The organism is Streptomyces albus subsp. chlorinus, from assembly GCF_013302895.1.
Classification (GTDB): domain Bacteria; phylum Actinomycetota; class Actinomycetes; order Streptomycetales; family Streptomycetaceae; genus Streptomyces; species Streptomyces chlorinus.
Genome location: NZ_VJOK01000001.1, coordinates 5,766,126 through 5,788,119, shown reverse-complemented (window position 1 = coordinate 5,788,119; position 21,994 = coordinate 5,766,126). Strand labels below are relative to the sequence as shown.

General features: G+C 72.7%; 22 protein-coding genes. 7 read left to right on the top strand and 15 right to left on the bottom strand.

Features of this window, described 5'->3' with window-relative positions:
• The first annotated feature begins 28 nt into the window (after positions 1–28).
• Positions 29–688, top strand: a complete 660-nt coding sequence (locus tag FM076_RS25295; RefSeq protein WP_173873220.1) for a potassium channel family protein — start codon at positions 29–31, stop codon at positions 686–688.
• 202 nt (positions 689–890) lie between these two features.
• The gene (locus FM076_RS25290) at positions 891–1,553 is read left to right on the top strand and encodes a potassium channel family protein (RefSeq protein ID WP_173873219.1); all 663 of its coding nucleotides are present in this window, start codon (positions 891–893) and stop codon (positions 1,551–1,553) included.
• Positions 1,554–1,602: 49 nt separating this feature from the next.
• Here FM076_RS25290 and FM076_RS25285 read toward each other — a convergent pair whose 3' ends face one another.
• From FM076_RS25285 to FM076_RS25250, 8 genes are all read right to left on the bottom strand, one after another.
• Positions 1,603–2,607: a DUF3048 domain-containing protein gene (locus FM076_RS25285; RefSeq protein WP_173873218.1), complete on the bottom strand. Its 1,005-nt coding sequence runs from the start codon at positions 2,605–2,607 to the stop codon at positions 1,603–1,605.
• 106 nt (positions 2,608–2,713) lie between these two features.
• A complete protein-coding gene (locus tag FM076_RS25280) occupies positions 2,714–3,493 on the bottom strand; it encodes a DUF3159 domain-containing protein (protein WP_173873217.1) in 780 nt (259 codons plus the stop codon).
• Positions 3,494–3,496: 3 nt separating this feature from the next.
• Positions 3,497–3,901, bottom strand: coding sequence for an OB-fold nucleic acid binding domain-containing protein (locus FM076_RS25275; protein ID WP_173873216.1), 405 nt, complete (start codon positions 3,899–3,901; stop codon positions 3,497–3,499).
• Between the two features lie 76 nt (positions 3,902–3,977).
• Positions 3,978–4,664: a response regulator gene (locus tag FM076_RS25270; protein WP_173873215.1), complete on the bottom strand. Its 687-nt coding sequence runs from the start codon at positions 4,662–4,664 to the stop codon at positions 3,978–3,980.
• Positions 4,665–4,761: 97 nt separating this feature from the next.
• On the bottom strand, positions 4,762–7,398 hold the full coding sequence (locus FM076_RS25265; RefSeq protein WP_173873214.1) for a sensor histidine kinase: 2,637 nt from the start codon (positions 7,396–7,398) through the stop codon (positions 4,762–4,764).
• A gap of 266 nt (positions 7,399–7,664) precedes the next feature.
• A complete protein-coding gene (locus FM076_RS25260; protein WP_173873213.1) occupies positions 7,665–8,456 on the bottom strand; it encodes a DUF3710 domain-containing protein in 792 nt (263 codons plus the stop codon).
• Position 8,457: 1 nt separating this feature from the next.
• A complete protein-coding gene (dut, locus tag FM076_RS25255) occupies positions 8,458–9,030 on the bottom strand; it encodes a dUTP diphosphatase (protein ID WP_173874991.1) in 573 nt (190 codons plus the stop codon).
• A gap of 131 nt (positions 9,031–9,161) precedes the next feature.
• Positions 9,162–9,764, bottom strand: coding sequence for a PaaI family thioesterase (locus FM076_RS25250; protein ID WP_345945211.1), 603 nt, complete (start codon positions 9,762–9,764; stop codon positions 9,162–9,164).
• 57 nt (positions 9,765–9,821) lie between these two features.
• On the opposite strand from FM076_RS25250, the gene FM076_RS25245 reads away from it, so the two are divergent.
• Complete coding sequence (locus FM076_RS25245; protein WP_173873212.1) at positions 9,822–10,289, top strand: DUF3093 domain-containing protein; 468 nt, start codon at positions 9,822–9,824, stop codon at positions 10,287–10,289.
• 333 nt (positions 10,290–10,622) lie between these two features.
• Here the strand turns inward: FM076_RS25245 and FM076_RS25240 are convergent, their stop codons facing one another.
• The 4 genes from FM076_RS25240 to FM076_RS25225 all read right to left on the bottom strand — a co-directional run bounded on the left by FM076_RS25240 (position 10,623) and on the right by FM076_RS25225 (position 14,053).
• Positions 10,623–11,369, bottom strand: coding sequence for a hypothetical protein (locus FM076_RS25240; RefSeq protein WP_173873211.1), 747 nt, complete (start codon positions 11,367–11,369; stop codon positions 10,623–10,625).
• Between the two features lie 19 nt (positions 11,370–11,388).
• Entirely contained in the window at positions 11,389–11,688 is a 300-nt protein-coding gene (locus tag FM076_RS25235) for a DUF4193 domain-containing protein (RefSeq protein WP_114019403.1), read from the bottom strand.
• 427 nt (positions 11,689–12,115) lie between these two features.
• Positions 12,116–13,393, bottom strand: a complete 1,278-nt coding sequence (locus FM076_RS25230; protein ID WP_173873210.1) for a sensor histidine kinase — start codon at positions 13,391–13,393, stop codon at positions 12,116–12,118.
• 6 nt (positions 13,394–13,399) lie between these two features.
• Positions 13,400–14,053, bottom strand: a complete 654-nt coding sequence (locus tag FM076_RS25225; protein WP_173873209.1) for a response regulator — start codon at positions 14,051–14,053, stop codon at positions 13,400–13,402.
• Positions 14,054–14,402: 349 nt separating this feature from the next.
• On the opposite strand from FM076_RS25225, the gene FM076_RS25220 reads away from it, so the two are divergent.
• Positions 14,403–14,564: a hypothetical protein gene (locus FM076_RS25220; protein WP_173873208.1), complete on the top strand. Its 162-nt coding sequence runs from the start codon at positions 14,403–14,405 to the stop codon at positions 14,562–14,564.
• Between the two features lie 101 nt (positions 14,565–14,665).
• On the opposite strand, the gene FM076_RS25215 is transcribed toward FM076_RS25220, so the two are convergent.
• Positions 14,666–15,499 (bottom strand): inositol monophosphatase, encoded by an 834-nt coding sequence (locus FM076_RS25215; protein ID WP_173873207.1) that lies wholly within the window; start codon positions 15,497–15,499, stop codon positions 14,666–14,668.
• A 70-nt stretch (positions 15,500–15,569) separates the two neighbouring features.
• Positions 15,570–16,730 (bottom strand): ferrochelatase, encoded by a 1,161-nt coding sequence (locus FM076_RS25210; RefSeq protein ID WP_173873206.1) that lies wholly within the window; start codon positions 16,728–16,730, stop codon positions 15,570–15,572.
• Between the two features lie 104 nt (positions 16,731–16,834).
• On the opposite strand from FM076_RS25210, the gene FM076_RS25205 reads away from it, so the two are divergent.
• The gene (locus FM076_RS25205) at positions 16,835–18,097 is read left to right on the top strand and encodes an MFS transporter (RefSeq protein ID WP_345945209.1); all 1,263 of its coding nucleotides are present in this window, start codon (positions 16,835–16,837) and stop codon (positions 18,095–18,097) included.
• The gene (locus tag FM076_RS25200; protein WP_173873205.1) at positions 18,054–19,385 is read left to right on the top strand and encodes a D-arabinono-1,4-lactone oxidase; all 1,332 of its coding nucleotides are present in this window, start codon (positions 18,054–18,056) and stop codon (positions 19,383–19,385) included. Before FM076_RS25205 ends, FM076_RS25200 begins: the two co-directional genes overlap by 44 nt.
• Before the next feature lie 125 nt (positions 19,386–19,510).
• On the opposite strand, the gene FM076_RS25195 is transcribed toward FM076_RS25200, so the two are convergent.
• Positions 19,511–20,752, bottom strand: coding sequence for a hypothetical protein (locus tag FM076_RS25195; protein WP_173873204.1), 1,242 nt, complete (start codon positions 20,750–20,752; stop codon positions 19,511–19,513).
• 460 nt (positions 20,753–21,212) lie between these two features.
• Here FM076_RS25195 and sepH point away from each other — a divergent pair.
• Positions 21,213–21,994, top strand: a 782-nt coding sequence (gene sepH / locus FM076_RS25190; protein ID WP_430625934.1) for a septation protein SepH, incomplete at its 3' end; no start/stop codon positions are given.

The following is a 21,994-nucleotide window of genomic DNA, read 5'->3' as shown; positions in this document are numbered from 1 at the left end:
CCCGCTGTACGGGATGAAGGGACGGGCGTTGCACATTGTGATCATGGGCTGCGGACGAGTGGGAGCGGAACTCGCCCAGACCCTGGAGCGACAGGGCCACACGGTGGCGGTCATCGACCGGGACCCCACCGCATTCCGGCGCCTCGGATCGGGTTTCGGCGGCCGCCGGGTCACAGGCATCGGCTTCGACCAGGACACCCTGCGCGAGGCCGGAATAGAGGAGGCCGGGGCGTTCGCCGCGGTCAGCAGCGGCGACAACTCGAACATCATCGCGGCCAGGGTGGCACGTGAGATGTTCGGCACAGCCCACGTCGCCGCCCGCATCTACGACCCCCGTCGCGCGGAGGTCTACCAGCGCCTCGGCATTCCCACCGTGGCGACCGTGCGCTGGACAGCGGACCAGATGCTGCGCAGGCTGCTGCCCTCCGGCTCCGAGCCGCTGTGGCGGGACCCGAGCGGGGCCGTACAGCTCGCCGAGGTGCACACCTCCGCGGCGTGGGTCGGCCAGCGCGTCAGCAAGCTCCAGGAGGAGGCCGGCGTGCGTATCGCCTTCCTCACCCGTCTGGGTGAGGCGGTCCTGCCCACCTCCGAGACGGTGCTGCAGGAGGGCGACCTGGTGCACGTGATGATGCGCTGCGAGGACGTCGCCCGGGTCGAGGAAGTCTTCGCCGTCGGGCCGGAGTCATGAGCCGGGGAGACCGCCTGAGGACACCGCCCGGCCGCACGCCGGGCATCGGGAGACCGGACGACGGGAGGACCGCCGGCCAGCAGCCGGACGGCCAAGGGCCGGGCACCGTGTCCCGGGAAGCGGACACGGCCGCCGCACCGTACGCGACGACGAGGACCGCGCCGGGCCGCGTGGGCGCAGAAGCGAGCAAGGAGTACGCAGCATGAGGGTCGCGATCGCCGGGGCCGGGGCCGTGGGCCGGTCCATCGCGGGTGAGCTGCTGGAGAACGGGCACGAGGTACTGCTCATCGACAAGGCGCCGACGGCGATCTCCGTCGAGCGCGTGCCCCAGGCCGAGTGGCTGCTCGCGGACGCGTGCGAGATCACCTCGCTCGACGAGGCGGCGCTGGAGCGCTGCCAGACAGTGATCGCCGCCACCGGCGACGACAAGGTCAACCTGGTTGTCTCCTTGCTGGCCAAGACGGAGTACGGCGTGCCGCGCGTCGTGGCCCGGGTCAACAACCCGAAGAACGAGTGGCTGTTCAACGAGTCGTGGGGCGTGGACGTCGCCGTCTCGACCCCGCGTCTGATGTCGGCGCTGGTGGAGGAGGCCGTCAGCGTCGGTGATCTGGTACGGCTGCTGCGCTTCTCGCAGGGCGAGGCCAACCTGGTCGAGCTGACGCTGCCGCCCGAGTCGACGCTGGCGGGCACCCGGGTCGGCGATGTGAGCTGGCCCGAGGACACCTCGCTGGTCACCATCATCCGCGGCAACCGGGTGCTGACGCCGGACCGGGACGACGTGCTGGAGGTGGGCGACGAGCTGCTCTTCGTCGCCGTACCCGCCCGCGAGGAGCAGTTGGAGGAGCTGCTCTCGGCGCGCGGCTGAGCGCGGGCCCGCAGGGTGGACCAGGCACGGCCCGCGTGCCGCGGGCCGGTCAGTCCTTCCGCACCAGGCTGATCCACACCTGACCGCGGGCGAAGGACAGCCGACGCCCTCCCCTCGCGTCCGTGAAGACGGTGCCCTGGCCCGGCGAGAGCCTCGACCAGCGGGCCTCGTACGCCCTGCCGTCCCGCAGCACCAGCGCCTCGCCCGACCCCAGGGTCTCCGTGTACGGGGTGACGCTGCCGGAGCTGTCGCGGTACCGGGACTGCCGCACCGTCACGTACTGGATCACGACGGTCGCCGGCGCGAGCCGCCCGTGGCCGCGGGTGCGGGCCGGGACGCCGTCCATCGCGACGTGCCAGCGGCGGCGGTCCGGGGACCAGGTGAAGGTGAAGCGGGCCGCCGGATAGCGGACGGTCTCCTGGGCCGTCCTCCGCCCGCCCTCGGGCGCGGCCCCGAACCGGAAGCCGATGTCGCGGGGCGCCGAGGCCCCGCGTGCGGCCCGCTCGGCGCGGCGGGCCCGCAGATACAGGTTGTGCGGGGCGCGGCGGGCCGGGTCCCGTGCGTAGCCGTCGCCCAGTTCCGCGGGCGGCAGCAGGTGCAGCGGGGACGCCTCCAGGGTGGGCAGCAGTGTGCGCTGGACGCCGGAGAAGGCGAGCGCGGGCTCACCGAACTGGCGCAGCAGTTCGATGTCGGACTCGCGGGCACTGCGGACGGGGCCGACGGTGGCGGGGATGCGGGAGGCGAAGACGGCCAGTATGCGGCTGAGCCCGGCCTCCACCTGCTCGGTGTAGACGATGTCGGCGTGCTCCAGCCCGGTGTGCGGCCGCGCGGCGGGGACGTTGTCCACCTTCACGGCCAGTACGTGAGCACCCCGGCCCTGCTCGCCGGTGAACGGGGACGCGCCCTGGCCCCCGCTCTCCTCGCCCATCCGGCAGGAGGGGAGCACGGCCCCCGTCAGAGCCGCTGTCGCCGCTGTGAGCACCGTCCTGCGCGTGGTCCTCGAACCGGTCCCCGCGCCCCTCTTCCGTCGCCGCACACCGCTGGCCTCCGCCATACGCACCGCCTCCCTCGCGCGACTCGCCCCTGCAAGCCTTCCCGGAAACGGCACGGTTTCCGGGGGAGTGCGGCGATTCCTGGCGGGGTCCGTCAGGACGGGCCCCTCAGCGCCGGTGGCGGCCCGGTGTGCCCGCCTGGGCGGTGGCGGCCTCCGCGGCGGCCTTCTCCGCCTCGGCGGCCTCCTCCTCGGCCTCCATCTCCGCGATGACGTTGATCGGCGCGGGTGCCTTCGCCAGGAAGATCCAGGTGAGGTAGACGGCCAGCAGGAACGGCGGGATCTTCAGCACGACGGTGACCCAGCCGAACTGGGTGGTGTCGCCCCAGAAGTACAGCGGGAAGAGCACCGCCGACTTGCCGAGCAGGATGAAGCCCCAGGCGTAGCTCGCCTTGGTGTAGGCCTTCTTGCGGCCCGGATTGCGCTTGCGCCAGGAGAGGTTCTCCTTGAACACCGGCCCCAGGACGAGGCCGAGGAGCGGCACCCCCGCCATGGCCGTGACGAGGTAGGCCAGCGCCAGGCCGAGCGTGTAGAGCATGCCCGGCAGGTAGAAGTCCTTGGCGTTGCCGGTCATCATCGCGAACAGCACGCCGAAGCCGACGCCGAAGATCCCGCTGAACGCGTGCTTGACGGTGTCCTTGCGCAGCAGCCGGACGACGACCATCACGCCGGAGATCACCAGCGCGGTGATCGCGGCGGTGTGGATGTCCTTGTTCACCGTGTACATCGCGATGAACACCAGGCCGGGGAGGGTCGTCTCGACCAGCCCCCGCACGCCGCCGAACGCCTCGAACAGCGCGGCTTCCGTCACGGCCCGCGATCCGGTCTCACCGGCGGGCTGCCCGCCCTCCGGCGCTCCCGGGTCCGTCTGCTTGTCGGGAGGGGTCACCCGCTACTCCTGTCCGAGGGGTCGCAGCTCGTATTTGGGGTTGAACATCACGGGACGGCCGTGGCTGGTGGTGATCCGTCCCCAGACGATCAGCTTGCGGCCCGGCTCGATGCCCGCGATGGAGCGGCGGCCCAGCCAGACGACGTCCAGCGGAGCCGAGCCGTCGAACAGCTCGGCCTCCAGCGTGGGCACTCCGGCGCGCGGCCGCAGCGTCACGGTGCGCAGCGTACCGGTCACACGCACCATGTCGCGGTCGGTGCATTCGGAGATCCGCGTGCAGCCCTTCGTCTCGGCTTCCTCACGCAGTTCGGCGGAGCGCAGGTCCTCCTCGGAGGAGGAGAGCCGTTCCAGGAACCGTCGGAACCGCCCGCTTCCGGTGCCCCGCTGCTCTCGGGTGGCGCCAGTCATGACTGCCAGGGTACCCGCCGACGCCGCCCCTGTTCCCGCCCCGGACGGCTCTTCCCCGCCTGCGGCCGGGACCGCCTCACTTCTCGAACCGGTACCCCATCCCCGCCTCCGTGACGAAGTGGCGCGGGTGCGAGGGGTCGGCCTCCAGTTTGCGGCGGAGCTGGGCCATGTAGACGCGCAGGTAGTTGGTCTCGGTGCCGTACGAGGGGCCCCAGACCTCTTTGAGCAGCTGCTTCTGGCTCACCAGTCGGCCCGGGTTGCGGACCAGCACCTCCAGCAGGTGCCACTCGGTGGGGGTGAGCCGCACGTCGCCGCCGTCGCGGTGCACCTTCTTCGCGGCCAGGTCCACGGTGAAGGAGTCGGTCTCGATGACGCCCGCGCCGTCCGGCACCCCTGCGGTCGGCTCGGCCCGGCGGACGGCGGCACGCAGCCGGGCGAGGAGTTCGTCCATGCCGAACGGCTTGGTGACGTAGTCGTCGGCGCCCGCGTCCAGCGCCTCCACCTTCTCGTCGGAGGTCTGGCGCGCGGACAGGACCAGGATCGGTATCCGCGTCCAGCCGCGGATGCCCCGGATGACGTCCACGCCGTCCATGTCGGGCAGCCCCAGGTCCAGGATGACGACGTCGGGGTGACGGTCGGCGGCCAGACGCAGCGCCGTGGCGCCGTCGTGCGCCGCGTCCACCTCGTACTTGCGTGCCCTGAGGTTGATCACGAGGGCGCGGACGATCTGGGGTTCGTCGTCGACCACGAGCACCCGGTGCATGCTTGCTTCCTCTCGGTTCTTCCGTTGTGGCCGCCCGGTTCCGCGGTGCGGAGGCCCGGGGGCGGCGGCTCGTCCGCCACGGCCTGTCCGCCGCGCCTCACGCGCCGGAGCGCCGCGGTGGGGGCGGCAGGAGCGCGACTCCCGCGCGTTCGGGCGGGCGGGGGCGTACGGGCCCGCGCCCGTGCGCCGCCCGCAGGGTGAGCACCATCGTCATGCCGCCGCCCGGGGTGTCCTCGGCCTCCAGAGTGCCTCCCATCGCCTCGGCGAACCCGCGGGCGACGGCCAGACCGAGGCCCACGCCCGCCCCGCCGGGGGCGTCCCCGTAACGCTGGAACGGCTCGAAGATGCGGTCCTTGTCGCTGTCGGGCACACCGGGGCCGCGGTCGGTGACGCGTACTTCCACCCGGTCGGCCAGCGCGCTCGCCTTGATGAGCACCTTCTTGCCCTCGGGGCTGTACTTGACGGCGTTCTCCACCAGGTTGGCGACGGTGCGCTCCAGCAGCCCCGGGTCCACGGCGACGAGCGGCAGCGCCTCGGCGACCGCCAGCCGCACGCTGCCCTCGGGGACGCCGCCCAGCGCCTTGGGCACGACCTCCTCCAGGCTGATGTCCTTGATGAGGGGCTTGACGGTGCCGGTCTGCAGGCGGGACATGTCCAGCAGGTTGCCGACGAGGTTGTCGAGCTTGTCGGCGCCCTCCTCGATGGCGCCCAGCAGCTCCGCCTCATCCTCCGGGGACCACTGCACGTCATCGGAGCGCAGCGAGGAGACGGACGCCTTGATGGCGGCCAGCGGGGTGCGCAGGTCGTGCGAGACGGCCGCCAGCAGGGCGGTCCTGATGCGGTTGCCCTCGGCCAGCTCGCGGGCCTGCTCGGCCTCGCCCAGCAGCCGCTGCCTGTCCAGCACCCCGGCGGCGTGCGCGGCGAACGCGGCGAGCACCCGGCGGTCCTCGGCGGGCAGCACACGGCCGGAGAGGACCAGCATCATGTTGTCCCCGACCGGCATATCCGTCTCCCCGTCGCCGGGACCGGTCAGCCGCTTGCCGCTCTCGGCGGTGCCGACGCTGCCCGCGCAGGTCCACGCGGACCGCTCGTCGGCTCGCTCCAGCAGGGCCACGCAGTCCATGGCGAACGTCTCGCGCACCCGCTCCAGCAGGGCGTCGAGGCTGGGCCCCGAGCCGCCGTTCCCGCTCTGCGCCTCACCGCGCAGGACGCTGCCGGCCAGCACGGAGAGTATCTCCGACTCGGCACGCAGCCTGGCAGCCTGCTGGGTACGCCGGGCCGCCAGGTCCACCACCGAGGCGACGGCCACGGCGACGCCGAAGAAGACGGCGAGCGAGACGACGTTGCGGCCGCTGCTGATGGTCCAGGTGTGCACGGGATCGGTGAAGAAGTAGTTCAGCAGCGCCGAGCAGACCGCGGCCGAGGCGAGCGCGGGCAACAGGCCGCCCACCAGCCCTGCGGCGACGGTCAGCACGAGGAAGAGCAGCACGTCGTTGGCGAAGCCGATACCGGGGTCGTAGGCCAGCATCGAGAACGTCAGCAGCGCCGGGGCGCCGAACGCGGTCAGCCACCCGGCCAGGATCCGCGACCGGCCCAGCCGCGCCGCCCGCGCCACCGGCAGCCCGCGGCCCTTGGCGACCTCCTCGTGGGTGACGATGTGCACGTCCAGGTCCGGCCCCGAGTCCCGCGCCACCGTCGCGCCGACACCGGGTCCGAAGACGTACTGCCACGCCTTGCGCCGTGAGGAGCCGAGCACGATCTGGGTGGCGTTGACGCCCCGCGCGAACTCCAGCAGCGCCTGGGGGATGTCGTCCCCGATGACGTGGTGGTAGGTGCCGCCCAGGTCTTCGACCAGCGAGCGCTGGACGGCCAGCTCCTTGGGGGAGGCGGAGCTGAGGCCGTCGGCGCGGGAGATGTGGACGGCGAGGATCTCGCTGCCCGAGCCCTTGGCCCCCATCCGGGCGGCGCGGCGGATGAGGGTGCGGCCCTCCGGTCCGCCGGTGAGACCGACGACGATGCGTTCGCGGGCCTGCCAGGTGGAGCGTATGCGGTGCTCGGAGCGGTACTGCTGGAGGTACTCGTCCACCCGGTCGGCCGTCCACAGCAGGGCCAGCTCGCGCAGGGCGGTCAGGTTGCCGGGCCGGAAGTAGTTGGAGAGGGCCGCGTCGACCTTGTCGGGGGCGTAGATGTTGCCGTGTGCCATGCGGCGGCGCAGGGCCTGGGGCGACATGTCGACAAGCTCGATCTGGTCGGCGCGGCGCACCACCTCGTCAGGGACGGTCTCGCGCTGCCGCACCCCGGTGATCGACTCCACCACGTCGCCCAGCGACTCCAGGTGCTGGATGTTGACGGTGGAGACCACGTCGATGCCGGCGGCCAGCAGTTCCTCGATGTCCTGCCAGCGCTTCTCGTTCCGCGAGCCGGGCACGTTGGTGTGGGCCAGCTCGTCCACGACGGCCACGGCGGGCCGGCGCGCGAGCACCGCGTCGGTGTCCATCTCGGTGAGGACGGCACCGCGGTAGGTCACCTCGCGGCGCGGCACCTGTTCGAGCCCGTAGAGCAGGGCCTCGGTGCGGGGCCGGTCGTGGTGCTCCACGAACCCGACGACCACGTCGGTACCCCGCTCCACCCGGCGGTGCGCCTCGGCCAGCACGGCATACGTCTTGCCGACGCCGGGCGCCGCCCCGAGGAAGACCCGCAGCTGCCCCCGGCGCGACCGCTCTCCGAACGACATGCCCCCATTGTCACCGCTGTCGCGCCCTTCCCCCGCTGGGAGCCGGGGCCCAGGCGTCAGGGTTCCGTAAGGATCGCCGGCCGCTCAGTGCCGGGGCGCCGCCTCCGCCGCCGTACCGCCGCCTGCCGTACCGCCGTCCGCGGGGCCGCCGTCCGCCGGCGACGAGTTCGCCGCGCCGTACGGTGAGCGAGACACCGCGCGGCGCGGTGTGCCGGGACGACGACGGCCGGGCCCCGCCGGGCCCGGCCGCGCGGTCCGTCAGGCGGTCAGCGCACCTCGGAGATCTCCGGGCCGCGCTGCAGCTTGTCGAGCCCGCCCGCGAAGCGGGAGCCCTCCTCGACCGTCTCCTGCTGCACCCCGTCGGGCACCATCTGCGCGTCCTCGGGCAGCTTGAGGACGATGGGGTCGCGGGGCGCCATCGGCCCGTCGCCCCGCACCACGACGGTGTCGCGGAAGATCTGCTCCAGCACACCGGCCGCCTCCGGCTGCACCGCGCCCTGACCGGAGATCACGCCGCGCAGGAACCACCGGGGGCCGTCCACGCCCACGAACCGTACGACCTGCACACCGCCCGTGCCGTCGGGCAGCTGCACCGGGACCTGGGCCCGCAGCTCCCAGCCGAGCGGGCCGTCCACCTCGTCGATGACACCGCCCTGCTGGGTGATGCCGGAGGCGATCTCCTCGCGCACCTCGTCCCAGATGCCCTCGCGCTTGGGCGCGGCGAACGCCTGGAGCTGGATGGCGCTGTCCTGGAGCACGACGGTCGCCGCGACGATCGCGTCGCCCGCGACCTCGACCCGCAGCTCCATGCCCTCGACACCGGGAACGAAGAGGCCGCCGAGGTCGACCCGCCCCGAGCCGGGCTCGCTGACCTCGGTGATGTCCCAGGGGCCGTCCGGACGGGGCGCCGGGGGCAGCTTGACCCTGGTCTCCCGGGCCTCGGCCCCGTCGGCTTCCGCGCCGTCCTCCGGCTCGTCCCGGCCGTCCTGTTCCGTCTCGAACTCGTCCGAGGTGCCCTTCTCAGGCTGTTCGCTCTTCTTGCGACGACGTCCGAACACGTCACTGTCCTCTCAGGTCGGAAGCTCGATCGGCACCGACCGCAACGTAATGCTTCTGCTGCGCGGCTGTCTGCTGGGTGGAGGCCGATTCCTCGGGCGAGGCCGCCGGTACGGCCGGCCGGCCCGCCGCGTGACCGCCCGTGGAGCCGAACCCTCCCGCGGCGCGCTCCGAGTCGGGCAACCGGTCGACCTCCTGGAAACGCACCTTCTCCACCTGCTGCACAACGAGTTGGGCGATACGGTCGAACCGCTCGAAGCGCACGGACTCGCGCGGATCCAGGTTGGCCACGATCACCTTGATCTCACCACGGTACCCGGCGTCCACCGTTCCGGGCGCATTCACCAACGAGACACCGCAGCGGGCCGCGAGACCGGACCTCGGGTGGACGAAGGCGGCGTAGCCGTCGGGGAGCGCGAGGGCGATCCCGGTGGGCAGCACGGTCCGCTCCCCCGGCGCCAGCTCGGCGCTCCGCGTGGTCACCAGGTCACATCCGGCGTCGCCCGGGTGCTGGTAGGAGGGCAGCGGCACCTCGGGATCGACGCGCCGCAGCAGGACTTCCACGTCGTCTCTCACAGGGCGCACAGGGCTCACGTGACTCACAGGACTCCTGGGGTTCCCGGGGCTCCCTGGACGCGCGGTATCCACGGGGTGCTCGGGACTCGCGGGGTGCTCGGGGGCCACAGGATGCTCGGGGCTCGCGGAACTCACGGGTTCACCTCGAAGGCGCGGGCACGCCTGACCTGGTCGGGGTCGTCCATGGCCGCCCGGATCTCCTCCTGGCGGCCGTTCTCGATGAAGTGCTCGACCTTCACCTCGATGAAGACCGCGTCGGCACGCACGGCGACGGGTCCGTCGGGGCCGCCTATCCGGCCGGTCGCCGTGGAGTAGATCTTGCGGCCGTGCACGGCGGTGACCCGCGCGTCCAGGTGCAGCACGGTGTCCACCGGTACGGGCCGCAGAAAGTCGGTCTCCAGCCGCCCCGTCACGGCGATGACGTGCATCAGCCAGTTCACCGAACCGAGCGTCTCGTCCAGCGCGCTGGTCAGCACCCCGCCGTGCGCGAGCCCGGGTGCGCCCTGGTGGGCGGGCTTGACGGTGAACTCCGCGGTGACGCTCACGCCCTCCCCCGCACGCGCGACCAGGTGCAGGCCGTGCGGCTGCCCGCCGCCGCAGCCGAAGCACAGGTCGTAGTGGGCGCCCAGCGGCGTGCCCGGGGCGGGTGCGTCGGGGTGCCGCACCGGTGCCACGGCGTCGGGGGGCGGCACCAGGGAGGTCTTGGCGGAACTGGGGGGATTGGCTGCACTCACGGGTGCAGACCTTACCGCCGTGCGGGGCGGGCCGGGGCCCCGTGCCAAGCTGGAGCCATGCATCCCGCGCCCGCGCCGTACGACGAACGCCTGACCGCACCCCGCTCCTGGTGGCTGATCGCCGCCGGTATCGGCGTGGGCTGCGCCCTGATGCTCTTTCCCTTCGGCCTGCTGCCCCTGCTGTGCGGGCTGGCCGGCGGGACCGCGCTGGCAGCCGTCTGTGTGAGCGCCTACGGCAGCGTACGGGTGCGGGTAGTGGCGGGCTCGCTCATCGCGGGCGAGGCCCGGATCCCGGTGACGGCACTGGGCGAGGCCGAGCCGCTGGACGCGGAGGAGGCCCGCGCCTGGCGCACCTACAAGGCGGACACCCGCGCGCACATGGTGCTGCGCGGCTACATCCCCACGGCGGTCCGGGTGGAGGTGACCGACCCCGAGGACCCGACGCCGTACGTCTACCTCTCCACCCGGCACCCCGAGGAACTGGCGGCGGCGCTGCGCACGGCCCACGAGGCGCCCCACGCCTGAGCAGGGGCGCACCCCGCCCGGGCCGAGACCGTGAGGCCGCCGTGAGGCCGTGAAGCCGTGGCGCCATGAAGCCGTGAGGCCGTGCCGCCGCAGAGCCGTGGAGCTTCTGCGGGGGGCCGTCACGGCAGTGCATGCCCCCGCTCGGACAGGCACGGAGAAACCGCTCACGGCGTCCGGATGCCGGACAGCCGGGACCCGGCGGAAGACGGACCTTGCCCGGCGGAAGTCCGACCTGGCCCGGAGCGGAAGAGGGCCCGGCGGAAGAAGACCCCGCACGAGGCGGCAGGCCGGAGAAGCCGCTCCGGGCCGTACGCGGACGGACCGGCGGCCCGCTCAGGCGGCCGGGCCGCGCCGCAGGTCGGCGCGGATGCGCCGGGCCAGCTTCGCGGTGTCCCGCCGGTTGAGATACGCGCCCACGGCGGCGCCGACCAGGAACGGCGTGAGGTTGGGCAGATTGCGCAGCGTGCGCCTCATGATCTGCTGCCGCACCTGACGGCGCAGCGGCCCGCCCATGGCGGTGTTCAGGCTGGCGGGCCTGGTGACCTCGATACCGCGTTCGGAGGCCCAGGCACCCAGATAGGCGGTGGCCCGCTCGCGGGCGTTGCCGGGCGCACGGCGGCCGTAGACCTCGTGCAGCTCGGCGATCAGTTTCAGCTCGACACCGGCGACGCCGACGATCTCGGCGGCCAGTTCGGCGGGCATGGCCGGCGGCACCGGCAGCATGGCCGCTGCCCCCACACCGGCGCCGACGGCGGCCGAGCCCTTGGTGGCCCCGGCGACGAGCCGGTCGGCCAGCTCCTCGGTGCCCAGCCCCGGGAACTGTGTGCGGAGGGTGTCCAGATCCCGCACCGGCACACGCGGCGCGGTCTCGATGATGCGGTCGGCGACAGCGCGCAGGAACGCACGGGTGTGGCGCCCCCGCGCACGCCTCAGCCGCTTGTCCGGCTCGTCACTCACGGGCTCGTGCTGGTCACTCACGGACGGCGCCTGGCCATCCGGCGTCCCGTCCCCGTCCGGCACGAGCGAGGCCGACCGGTCACGAGGGCCCCGCTCGTCGTCACGTGCGTCTTCGACCGCCACGAGCAGCCGGTCCGCCCGCTCAGGCCGCGCAGTCGCGGCAGATCGGCTGTCCGTTCTTCTCCGCGGCGAGCTGCGAGCGGTGGTGCACGAGGAAGCACTCCATGCACGTGAACTCGTCCGCCTGGCGAGGCAGCACGCGGACGGACAGCTCCTCGTTGGAGAGATCCGCGCCGGGGAGTTCCAGGCCCTCTGCCTGCTCGAACTCGTCCACATCGACGTTGGTCGCGGACTTGTCGTTACGGCGGGCCTTCAGCTCTTCGATGCTGTCTTCGTTGACGTCGTCGTCGGTCTTGCGTGGAGTGTCGTAATCCGTAGCCATGTCGCTCTCCCCCTCTGGGTGTCTGTGGTGTCTCCAGCGCACGTAACGCGTGAGAGGCCGGACTTGTGCCCGGCCCGAGGCGGAGATTTTGCCTCACATCAAGGTCTGTTACTCAATCGACACCCAACCGCACCCCTGAAGAGGTGATCATGTCGGCTGTCGAGGAGGACCATAAACGGTCCCCAGTAGCGCTCCGCACACGCCATCCCGGGTACTGCCCACGATCTCCACCTGCGAAAACCTGGGGTTTCCCGGATTTCTTCCCGCTCGGCGGTCACTCTGTGCCGCCCTCAGAAAATTCGCATGTGTGATCGGTCACAGTATCTCCGCAACCTGCGCGAAGCCCGTTAATTCCGCATATGACGAACTCTACTGCGGCTACTTCGAGCCATTATCGGTCCACTCTCCGTCACTCCCCCACGGTTCGTCACAGCGGCAGCGTCACCCGCATCACCAGGCCGCCCTCCTCGCGCGGCACGGCCGAGACCGCGCCGCCGTGCGCCCGCGCCACGGAGCGCACGATGGACAACCCGAGCCCGACGCCCTTGTCGCTGCCCGTCCGCTCCGTACGCAGACGCCGGAACGGCTCGAAGAGGTTGTCCACCTCGTAGGCGGGGACGACGGGACCGGTGTTCTCGACCACCAGGACCGCCTGCCCCCCTCGCGCCTCGGTGCCGACCGAGACCCATCCCCCCTCACGCAGGTTGTAGCGCACGGCATTCTGCACCAGATTCAGGGCCACCCGTTCCAGCAGGACCCCGTTGCCCTGGACATAGGTGGGCTGGCGCACCCCGCGCAGCTCCACGCCCTTGCTCTCGGCCTCGCCGCGGGCCTGCTCGACGGCCTGCGAGGCCACCTCCGCCAGGTCCACCGGCTTGCGGTCCACCAGTTCGTTCTCACTGCGCGCCAGCAGCAGCAGGCCCTCCACGAGCTGCTCGCTGCGCTCGTTGGTGGCCAGCAGCGTCTTGGCGAGCTGCTGGAGCTCCGGGGAGCCGGCCGGGTCGGCGAGCTGGACCTCCAGCAGCGTGCGGTTGATCGCCAGCGGGGTGCGCAGCTCGTGCGAAGCGTTGGCCACGAAGCGCTGCTGCGCGGTGAAGGCGCGGTCCAGCCGGTCGAGCATCTCGTCGAAGGTGTCCGACAGCTCCTTCAGCTCGTCGTCCGGGCCCTCCAGTTCGATCCGCTTGTGCAGGTCCGACCCGGCCACCTGGCGTGCCGTCCGCGTGATGCGGCCCAGCGGTGCCAGGACCCGGCCGGCCATCACGTAGCCGAAGGCGAAGGCGGCCACCGCGAGCCCCAGCAGCGCCAGCAGGGAGCGCCGCAGCAGCCCGTCCAGGGCCATCCGCCGCTGGGCCTCGAGACAGGCCGACAGGCGGTCCATGAACACGTCGCTGGGCAGCGTCCCGGTCAGTCCGGGGCAGCGGTCCGAGGTGGGCTGGGCGTTCCCGTTGAGGATGCGGAACGGCAGCTGGCTGATCTCGTCCAGCGCCTGCGCGGCCAGCAGGTAGATGATGGCCAGCAGCAGGATGCCCGCGATCAGGAACATGCCGCCGTACAGCAGGGTGAGCCTTATCCGGATGGTCGGCCGGAGCCAGGGGGACGAGCGCGGTGTCTCCCGCGGGTCCCAGTGCGGCTTGGGCGGTGTGCGGGGCGCGGAGGGGCCGTTGCCGCCCCAGTCGGACCCGGTGGCGGAGGTGGTGGAGGGCATCGACGATCAGATCCGGTACCCCGCGCCGGGGACGGTGACGATCACCGGCGGCTCCCCCAGCTTGCGGCGCAGGGTCATCACCGTCACCCGTACCACGTTGGTGAACGGGTCGGTGTTCTCGTCCCAGGCCTTCTCCAGCAGCTGCTCGGCGGAGACGACCGCTCCCTCGGCCCGCATCAGCACCTCCAGCACGGCGAACTCCTTGGGTGCGAGCTGGACCTCCCGGCCGTCCCGGAAGACCTCGCGGCGCCCCGGGTCCAGTTTGATGCCGGAGCGCTCCAGGACGGGCGGCAGCGCGGTGGTCGTGCGCCGTCCCAGGGCGCGCACGCGGGCCGTCAGCTCGGAGAAGGCGAACGGCTTGGGCAGGTAGTCGTCAGCGCCCAGTTCCAGGCCCTCCACGCGGTCGCTGACGTCGCCGGAGGCGGTGAGCATCAGCACCCGGGTGGGGATGCCCAGCTCGACGATGCGGCGGCAGACGTCGTCGCCGTGGACGAGCGGCAGGTCGCGGTCGAGCACGACGACGTCGTAGTCGTTGATGTCGATGCGCTCCTGCGCCGCCGCGCCGTCGTAGACCACATCGACGGCCATGGCCTCCCTCCGGAGGCCCGTCGCCACGGCATCGGCGAGCAGCTGCTCGTCCTCGACGACGAGTACGCGCACGGCGCTGTTCCTTCCCTGTGGATTGATGGGGGTCTCCGGCGAAACCGTGGGGACCGTGCCTCCATCCTGCATCCAACGCCGGTAAACCGGCTGTAAGAGGCGAGGTGAGAGGCTTGTGGGGCGGCTCGGGCGACGGTGCCGTCCAAGACGCTCACACATTTTTCAGCCCGTTTGAGGTTTCTCTGAGGTTGCCGGTGGGGAGGACGTGAGCACCACCCGCGATCACGCCCTGTGCGCAGCGTGCCACGACACGCGCTGACGCACCCCGGGGACCACGCCGTGACCGGGTTCGAGCACCGCAAACCCTCGGCACATCCCGTGCCACCGACCCGCGACGAGGGGGCACACCATGGACGCGTTCACCGCAGGCATCCTGCAGCGGATACGGACCACTGAGTCCGATCTGCACCGCGCACGTGAATCGGGCGACGACTTCCTCGTGGACGTCGAGGAGTCGGAACTGGAGGACCTCCACCGCCTCGCCGCCGAGCACGGCGTGCAGGTCGCCTGATCCGGCACACTCCCCAGGTGCGGCCCCCTTCCGGGGGCCGCACCTGTTTCATGCCCTCACTCCCGCATGTCTCGCGCCCGCCCGGGAGGGAGGCGCCGCCCTCAGTCGTGCCAGGCGCCCAGTCGCTCCAGCAGGGGCTGGAGGGCCTCGAAGACGCCCGGCGAGGCGGCGATGGTGAGGTCGCCGTTCGGGGGCTGTCCCGGACGGCCGCCCGTCACGGCGCCGGCCTCGCGCGCGACGAGGTCGCCGGCGGCGAGGTCCCACGGGTTGAGGCCGCGCTCGTAGTAGCCGTCGAGGCGGCCGGTGGCCACGTCGCACAGGTCGATGGCGGCCGACCCGCAGCGGCGGATGTCGCGCACCAGCGGCACCAGCTCGCGGGCCACCTCGGCCTGCGCGACGCGGCGCTCGGCGATGTAGCCGAAGCCCGTGCCGACCAGTGCCTGGTCCAGCGGCGGTGAGGGCCGGCACCGCACGGGGCGGCCGTTGAGCCAGGCGCCCTGGCCGAGGACGGCGTGCCAGGTCTCATCCCGCAGGGGCGCCGCCACCACGCCGACGACCCGCTCGCCGCGGTACTCGGCGGCGATGGAGACGGCCCAGTCGGGGCGCCCGTACAGGTAGTTGACGGTGCCGTCCACCGGGTCGATCACCCAGCGGACCCCGGAGGTGCCCTCGCTGGAGGCGCCTTCCTCGCCGAGGAAACCGTCGTGGGGGCGGTGCTCGGTCAGATAGCCGGTGATGAGCTTCTCGGAGGCCAGGTCCATCTCGGTGACCACGTCGATGGGGCTGGTCTTGGTGGCGGCCACCCCCAGGTCGGCGGGGCGGCCGTCGCGCAGGAGGGCGCCGGCGCGGTCGGCGGCCTCCCGGGCCAGGTCGAGCAGTTCCGCCTTCAGCGCGTCGTCGGCGCCCTCGGGTGCGGGCTGCGGCGTCTCGGTCACGTGTCTCGTCGCTCCTGTCGTACGTCGCGTGCGGGGACGGGGGCGGGGGCCGGGGTACCCGGCGCCGGGCTCAGAACTCCGGCGCGTCGGCGCCCGCCGCCGCGGGCTTCGGCGTCCGGGCCGGGCAGCAGCCGACGGGGCACAGGTCGTGGCTCGGGCCGAGCGCGCCCAGCGCGCAGCGCGCGGGGGCCTCGCCGCGCTCGGTGGCGGCCCGCTCCAGAACCAGGTCGCGGACGGCCGCGGCGAAGCGCGGATCGGCGCCGACCGTGGGCGAGCGGCGCACCGGCAGCCCGAGTCCGGCCGCCTTGGCCGTCGCCTCGGTGTCCAGGTCGTAGAGGACCTCCATGTGGTCCGAGACGAAGCCGACCGGCACCATCACCGCGGACGGCACGCCCTTGCCGTGCAGTTCCTCCAGGTGGTCGCAGATGTCCGGCTCCAGCCACGGCACCGACGGGGAGCCGCTGCGGGACTGGTAGACGAGGCTCCAGGGGTGGGCCGTGCCGGTGCGCTCCCGTACGGCCTCCGCGATCAGCCCCGCGACGTCCAGGTGCTGTGCCACGTACGCGCCGCCGTCGCCGTGCGCCTCCACCGGGCCGGAGGTGTCCGCGGCGGCGGTGGGGATGGAGTGGGTGGTGAAGGCCAGGTGGGCGCCCGCGCGGACGTCCTCGGGAAGCTCGGCGAGGGAGGCCACCACGCCGTCGGCCACGGGTTCGACGAAGCCGGGGTGGTTGAAGTAGTGCCGGAGCTTGTCCACGCGGGGCGGCCGAAGCCCCTCCGCGCGCAGGGCGGCCAGCGACTCGGCCAGGTTCTCGCGGTACTGGCGGCAGCCGGAGTACGAGGCGTAGGCGCTGGTCGCCAGCACCAGCACGCGCCGGTGCCCGTCGCGGACGATCTCGCGCAGCGCCTCGGTCAGGTACGGCGCCCAGTTGCGGTTGCCCCAGTAGACGGGCAGGTCGAGGCCGTGGGCGGCGAAGTCCTCGCGGAGGGCCGTCAGCAGGGCGCGGTTCTGCGCGTTGATGGGGCTGACGCCGCCGAACAGGTAGTAGTGCTGGCCCACCTCTTCGAGGCGCTCGCGCGGGATGCCACGGCCCCGGGTGACGTTCTCCAGGAACGGCACGACCTCGTCGACCCCTTCGGGACCGCCGAAGGAGAGCAGCAGGAGGGCGTCGTAGGGGGCCGGCGAGGTGCCCCGTGCGGGGCCGGACGATTCGGTGGGCAGCGCATCGGACATGTCTCGATCCTGCCATCCTGCGTCGGGCGCGGTGGGCCGCCCTCCCGCCCGTAAGCTGGATGCCTCCCCCGCGTCCGCCCTGACCGATCGACGAGCGTCTTCCTGTGGCCAGACCCTCCAGCCCCTACCGCGCGCTGTTCGCCACGCCCGGGACCCGCGCCTTCTCCGCCGCCGGCTTCCTCGGCCGCCTCCCGTTGTCGATGACGGGCATCAGCGTCGTCACGATGGTCTCCCAGCTCAGCGGGCGGTACGGGCTCGCGGGGGCGCTGTCGGCGACGGTGGCGCTCGCCTCGGCGGTGATCAGCCCGCGGATATCGCGCCTGGTGGACCGGCACGGACAGCGGCGGGTGATAAGGCCCGCGATGCTGGTCACCGTGGCGGCCGTCACCGGACTGGTGGCCGCGGCACGGTACGGGGCCCCGGACGTGCTGCTGTTCGGGTGCGCGGTGGGCGCGGGCGCCATGCCGAGCATGGGGGCGATGGTGCGGGCCCGCTGGGCGCACCTGCACCGGGACGACGTCCGGCTGCTCCACTCGGCCTTCAGCTTCGAGTCGATCATCGACGAGTGCTGTTTCGTCGTCGGCCCGATCCTGGCCATCGGCCTGTCCACGGCCCTGTTCGCGGAGGCGGGCCCGCTGCTGGCCGCCGCCTCGCTGTGCGCCGGGGTGCTGTGGCTGAGCGCCCAGCGCGCCACCGAGCCACCGCCCCCTCCCCGCCGGCGGCACGGCGGCGGCTCCGCACTGCGCGCAACCGGCCTCAAGGTGCTGGTGGGCGCCTTCGCCTTCACCGGCGCCATCTTCGGCTCGGTCGACGTGGTGACCGTCGCGTTCGCCGAGGAGGAGGGCCACAAGGCGCTGGCCAGTGTGACGTTGGCCCTCTACGCGCTGGGCTCGGTGCTGGCGGGCGCCGCGTTCGGGCTGCTGCGCCCCTCGGGGCCGCCCGCCCGCCGCTGGCTGCTGGGTGTCTGCGCGATGGCCGTGAGTATGATCCCTCTCCAACTGGTGGGGAACCTGCCGTCCCTGGCCGTGGCGCTCTTCCTCGCGGGCATGACCATCGCCCCGACGATGGTCACCACCATGGCCCTCGTCGAACAGCTCGTCCCGCGCGCCCAGCTGACCGAGGGCATGACGTGGACCAGCACGGGGCTCGCGGTCGGGGTGGCGCTGGGATCCTCGGTGGCCGGCCGGGCCGTCGACGTCCTCGGCGCCGGCCGCGCCTGGTGCGTGCCCGCTGCGGCGGGGGCGCTGGCGGCCGTGGTGGCGTTCCTCGGCCACCGCCGGCTGAGCCCTCGGCCGGTGCCGCGGCGAGAGGGGACGGTCAGGGATGAGCGTGCGGACAGCGAACAGCCGAGCGGCGACGTGGCGTAACTGGGCGGGCAATGTGACGGCCGCACCCGAGCGGACCGTCTCGCCCTCCACCACGGAAGCCCTCGCCGAGGTGGTGCGCCGCGCCGCCGCGGACGGGCTGCGGGTCAAGGCGGCGGGCACCGGTCACTCGTTCACGGCCGCCGCCGTCACCGACGGGGTACTCATACGCCCCGAGCGGCTGGCCGGGATACGCGCGGTCGACCGCACGGCGGGCACCGTCACCGTCGGCGCCGGCACCCCGCTGAAGGTGCTCAACGCGGCGCTGGCCGCGCGCGGGCTGTCGCTGACCAACATGGGCGACATCATGGAGCAGACCGCCTCCGGCGCCGTCAGCACCGGCACCCACGGCACGGGACGCGAGACGGCCTCCGTCGCGGCGCAGATCAAGGAGCTGGAGCTGGTGCGCGCGGACGGCTCGGTGATGCGCTGCTCCGCGGAGGGCACGGACGAGGAGCGGGCCGTCTTCGAGGCCGCCAGGGTGGGGCTGGGCGCGCTCGGCGTGATCAGCGAGATCACCTTCGCGGTGGAGCCGGAGTTCCTGCTCACGGCCCGCGAGGAGCCGATGCCGTTCGACCGGGTGGTGTCCGAGTTCGACCAGCTGGTCACCGAGAACGAGCACTTCGAGTTCTACTGGTTCCCGCACACCGACGGCTGCAACACCAAGCGCAACAACCGCAGCGCGGGCCCGGCCGCCCCGCTGCCCCGGGTGCGCGGCTGGGTGGACGACGAACTGCTGTCCAACGGCCTCTTCCAGGCGGTCTGCGCGCTCGGCAGGGCGGTACCGGCCACCATCCCCGGTATCGCCCGCGTCTCCAGCCGCGCCCTGTCGGCCCGCACCTACACCGACATCCCCTACAAGGTCTTCACGAGTCCGCGCCGGGTGCGCTTCGTGGAGATGGAGTACGCCATTCCGCGAGCCGCGCTGGTGGGCGCGCTGCGGGAGCTGAGGACGCTGGTGGAGCGGTCCGGTTTCCGGGTCAGCTTCCCGGTGGAGGTCCGCACGGCTCCCGCCGACGACATACCGCTCTCGACGGCGAGCGGGCGCGAGACGGCGTACGTGGCGGTGCACATGTACCGGGGCACGCCCCACGAGGCGTACTTCAGCGCGGTGGAACGGATCATGACGGCGCACGCGGGCCGCCCGCACTGGGGGAAGCTGCACAGCAGGGACGCGGAGTACCTCGCCGGGGTGTACCCCAGGTTCGCCGAGTTCACGGCACTGCGCGACCGGCTCGATCCGGACCGGGTCTTCGGCAACCCCTACCTGCGGCGCGTACTGGGCGACTGACCCTTCCTGTCACCTCCCGCAACCGTCCGACCGCCGTGGGAGCCCTCTCGTACGGCAGTCGCACGACAGCGGGCCGGACCCCTCGCGTGAGGAGTCCGGCCCGCTGCGGGTGGGACGGAGAAGGGCTAGCTCTGCGGGGCGAGTCCGGGCTGCTGCCCCTGGGGGAGCTTGCTGCCGGAGCCGCTCCCCTGGTTCGCGGAGTCGCCGTCCTGCCGGCCCTCGGAGCCGCCGCTCTCCTGAGGCGTGCTGCCGGACTCGCCGCTGTCGCTGTCCGGGGTGTCGCCCGTTCCGTCCGACTGGCTGTGGGACGGGCGGGGGCTCGGGGTGGAGCGGTCGCCGCCGTCGCCGGAGCCGGGCTGCCGGGTGCGGTCGCCGCCCTGGTCACCGGGGTCGGTGGAGGGCTGCGAGCCGTCCGGGGCCGGGGAGGGGCTGTCGCCCTCGTCCGACCTGCTCGGGTGCGGGGTGGCGGGCGTGGTGCCGGGGTCCTCGTCGCCGGAAGAGCTGTGGCCCGGCCGGAACACATGGCTGATGGAGGTGCCCTTGCTGCCGGAGACGGAGTGCCCGGAGACGCCCTCGTAGAGCGTGATGCCGCCGATGGCGATCACGAACACCACCACGGCGGGCAGCAGCGTGCGGCGCCAGCCCCGCCACTTGGTGCCGTGGGTCGTCCCCTCGGTGAACTCCCCGTCCCCGGGCAGGGCCGCGGGTCCGGTGGCGCCGGTGGGCCGTCCGACGGTGCCCAGCATCCGGGTCGCGTCGTCGCCGGGCGGGGTCCGCGTCGCGTCCGCGTCCGGTATGCGCAGCACCGTGGTCGCGTCGTCGGGACGGTCCCGCTCCCGCTGCCGCAGTCCGCCGGTGATGTCCTCGACGCTCAGGGCGCGGGTGGCGTCGTCGGCGGGGGCGGTCCCCGGAACGCGCCGCGTGGCCCCGCTCCCAGGGCCGTCGCCCCGCGCGGCCGGCATCGGCCGGGTGCTCTGCGTCTCGTGGAGCGCCCCGGCGTTGTGGGCGGCCTGGGCGGTGTGCCCGCCCTCCTCGTCCTTCCAGCCCGCGGCCGGGTCCCGTACGGGTACGTGCCGGGCCTTCGGCGGGATGGCCGCTTCCTTGAGCTGCTCACCGGTCTTGCTGAAGAAGTGCTGGAAGATCGGACCGCCGCTGGTGGCGACCAGGCTGACGACACCGGCGCCGAGGAAGGTTCCGTACACCCCGAGCTGGCCCGCCGCGAACGCGGCGACCACCGCGGCGACGGAGCTGCCCAGGACCTGCGCCAGGCTCAGATCGAGCTTCTTGCCACTCCTGCCCCCTTCCTTCTCCGGAGCTCGCCGGGGATCTCGCTGGCCGGGTATGTGGTTCTTGTCCTTCTTGTCCATCTACCGCCCTTGATCGCACACTCCAACCACTGTGCACGAATAGGGGACTTTCACGCGAAGGCAGAGGTTCCAATTAGGGTGGTTCTGTGACCCTTCCCACCCCCTTATCCAGGCCAAATGGACTCTTGGGGCGTCAACTCCTTTACCCCGGAGCAACTTCGGTGGCGCGGCGGTCCACCCGGGTGGCCCTAATGGAGTAGTGTGACGAGCCCTGGTCTCGGTTCTGACCCGGCGCCGACTGCTCACGGTGACCACCTCGGCCACCGTGCGTTGTGAGGAGGTAACCGTGCCGTAGCGGTGGTTCCGGGTGGTTCCGTACGATTCGAACAACGATCTGAACACTGCCTCGGACCCCGAGGAAGTCGGCAAGGTTGTGGCAGGCTGCACCCGGGCAGGCCACACTCGTCTAGCGGGAGCAGCGACGCACGTGACGTCGGCAGGCACCACCCGGGAGGTCCCCATGCCCGAACTGCGTGTCGTGGCCGTCAGCAACGACGGCACACGACTGGTGCTCAAAGCTGCCGACAGCACGGAATACACGCTTCCGATCGACGAGCGGCTGCGCGCCGCCGTCCGGAACGACCGGGCGCGGCTCGGCCAGATCGAGATCGAGGTCGAGAGCCACCTGCGGCCCCGCGACATCCAGGCGCGGATACGAGCCGGTGCCTCCGCCGAGGAGGTCGCCTCCCTCGCGGGCATCCCCGTCGACCGGGTACGCCGGTTCGAGGGCCCCGTGCTCGCCGAACGCGCCTTCATGGCCGAGCGCGCCCGCAAGACCCCCGTACGCCGCCCCGGCGAGAACGCCGGTCCGCAGCTCGGCGAGGCCGTCAGCGAGCGGCTGCTGCTGCGCGGCGCCGACAAGGAGTCCGTCCACTGGGACTCCTGGCGGCGCGACGACGGCACCTGGGAGGTCCTGCTCGCCTACCGCGTCGCCGGCCAGCCCCACTCGGCGACCTGGACCTACGACCCGCCGCGCCGGCTGGTGCAGGCCGCGGACGACGAGGCCCGGGCGCTGATCGGTGAGACGGACGACACACCGGAGCCCAGCTTCCCCTTCGTGCCGCGGATCGCCCGGCTGCCCCGCGACCGCTCGGAGCGGTCCGAGCGCGCCGACCGGTTCGCTCGCCACGAGCTGGAGCCCGCCTCCCTGGTGCCCGCGCCCGGCGACGAGGACGACCAGCCGCCGGGTGCCGACGACGCGGCCGGCCGGCGCGCACTCGCTGACCAGTCTGCTGGAGGCGG

What these genes read in the sequence shown, in the direction of transcription:
- FM076_RS25290 (WP_173873219.1), top strand. Translation starts at nt 891, where the DNA reads ATGAGGGTCGCGATCGCCGGGGCCGGGGCCGTGGGCCGGTCCATCGCG.
- FM076_RS25285 (WP_173873218.1), bottom strand. Translation starts at nt 2,607, where the DNA reads ATGGCGGAGGCCAGCGGTGTGCGGCGACGGAAGAGGGGCGCGGGGACC.
- FM076_RS25275 (WP_173873216.1), bottom strand. Translation starts at nt 3,901, where the DNA reads ATGACTGGCGCCACCCGAGAGCAGCGGGGCACCGGAAGCGGGCGGTTC.
- FM076_RS25270 (WP_173873215.1), bottom strand. Translation starts at nt 4,664, where the DNA reads ATGCACCGGGTGCTCGTGGTCGACGACGAACCCCAGATCGTCCGCGCC.
- FM076_RS25265 (WP_173873214.1), bottom strand. Translation starts at nt 7,398, where the DNA reads ATGTCGTTCGGAGAGCGGTCGCGCCGGGGGCAGCTGCGGGTCTTCCTC.
- FM076_RS25245 (WP_173873212.1), top strand. Translation starts at nt 9,822, where the DNA reads ATGCATCCCGCGCCCGCGCCGTACGACGAACGCCTGACCGCACCCCGC.
- FM076_RS25235 (WP_114019403.1), bottom strand. Translation starts at nt 11,688, where the DNA reads ATGGCTACGGATTACGACACTCCACGCAAGACCGACGACGACGTCAAC.
- FM076_RS25230 (WP_173873210.1), bottom strand. Translation starts at nt 13,393, where the DNA reads ATGCCCTCCACCACCTCCGCCACCGGGTCCGACTGGGGCGGCAACGGC.
- FM076_RS25220 (WP_173873208.1), top strand. Translation starts at nt 14,403, where the DNA reads ATGGACGCGTTCACCGCAGGCATCCTGCAGCGGATACGGACCACTGAG.
- FM076_RS25210 (WP_173873206.1), bottom strand. Translation starts at nt 16,730, where the DNA reads ATGTCCGATGCGCTGCCCACCGAATCGTCCGGCCCCGCACGGGGCACC.
- FM076_RS25200 (WP_173873205.1), top strand. Translation starts at nt 18,054, where the DNA reads ATGAGCGTGCGGACAGCGAACAGCCGAGCGGCGACGTGGCGTAACTGG.
- FM076_RS25195 (WP_173873204.1), bottom strand. Translation starts at nt 20,752, where the DNA reads ATGGACAAGAAGGACAAGAACCACATACCCGGCCAGCGAGATCCCCGG.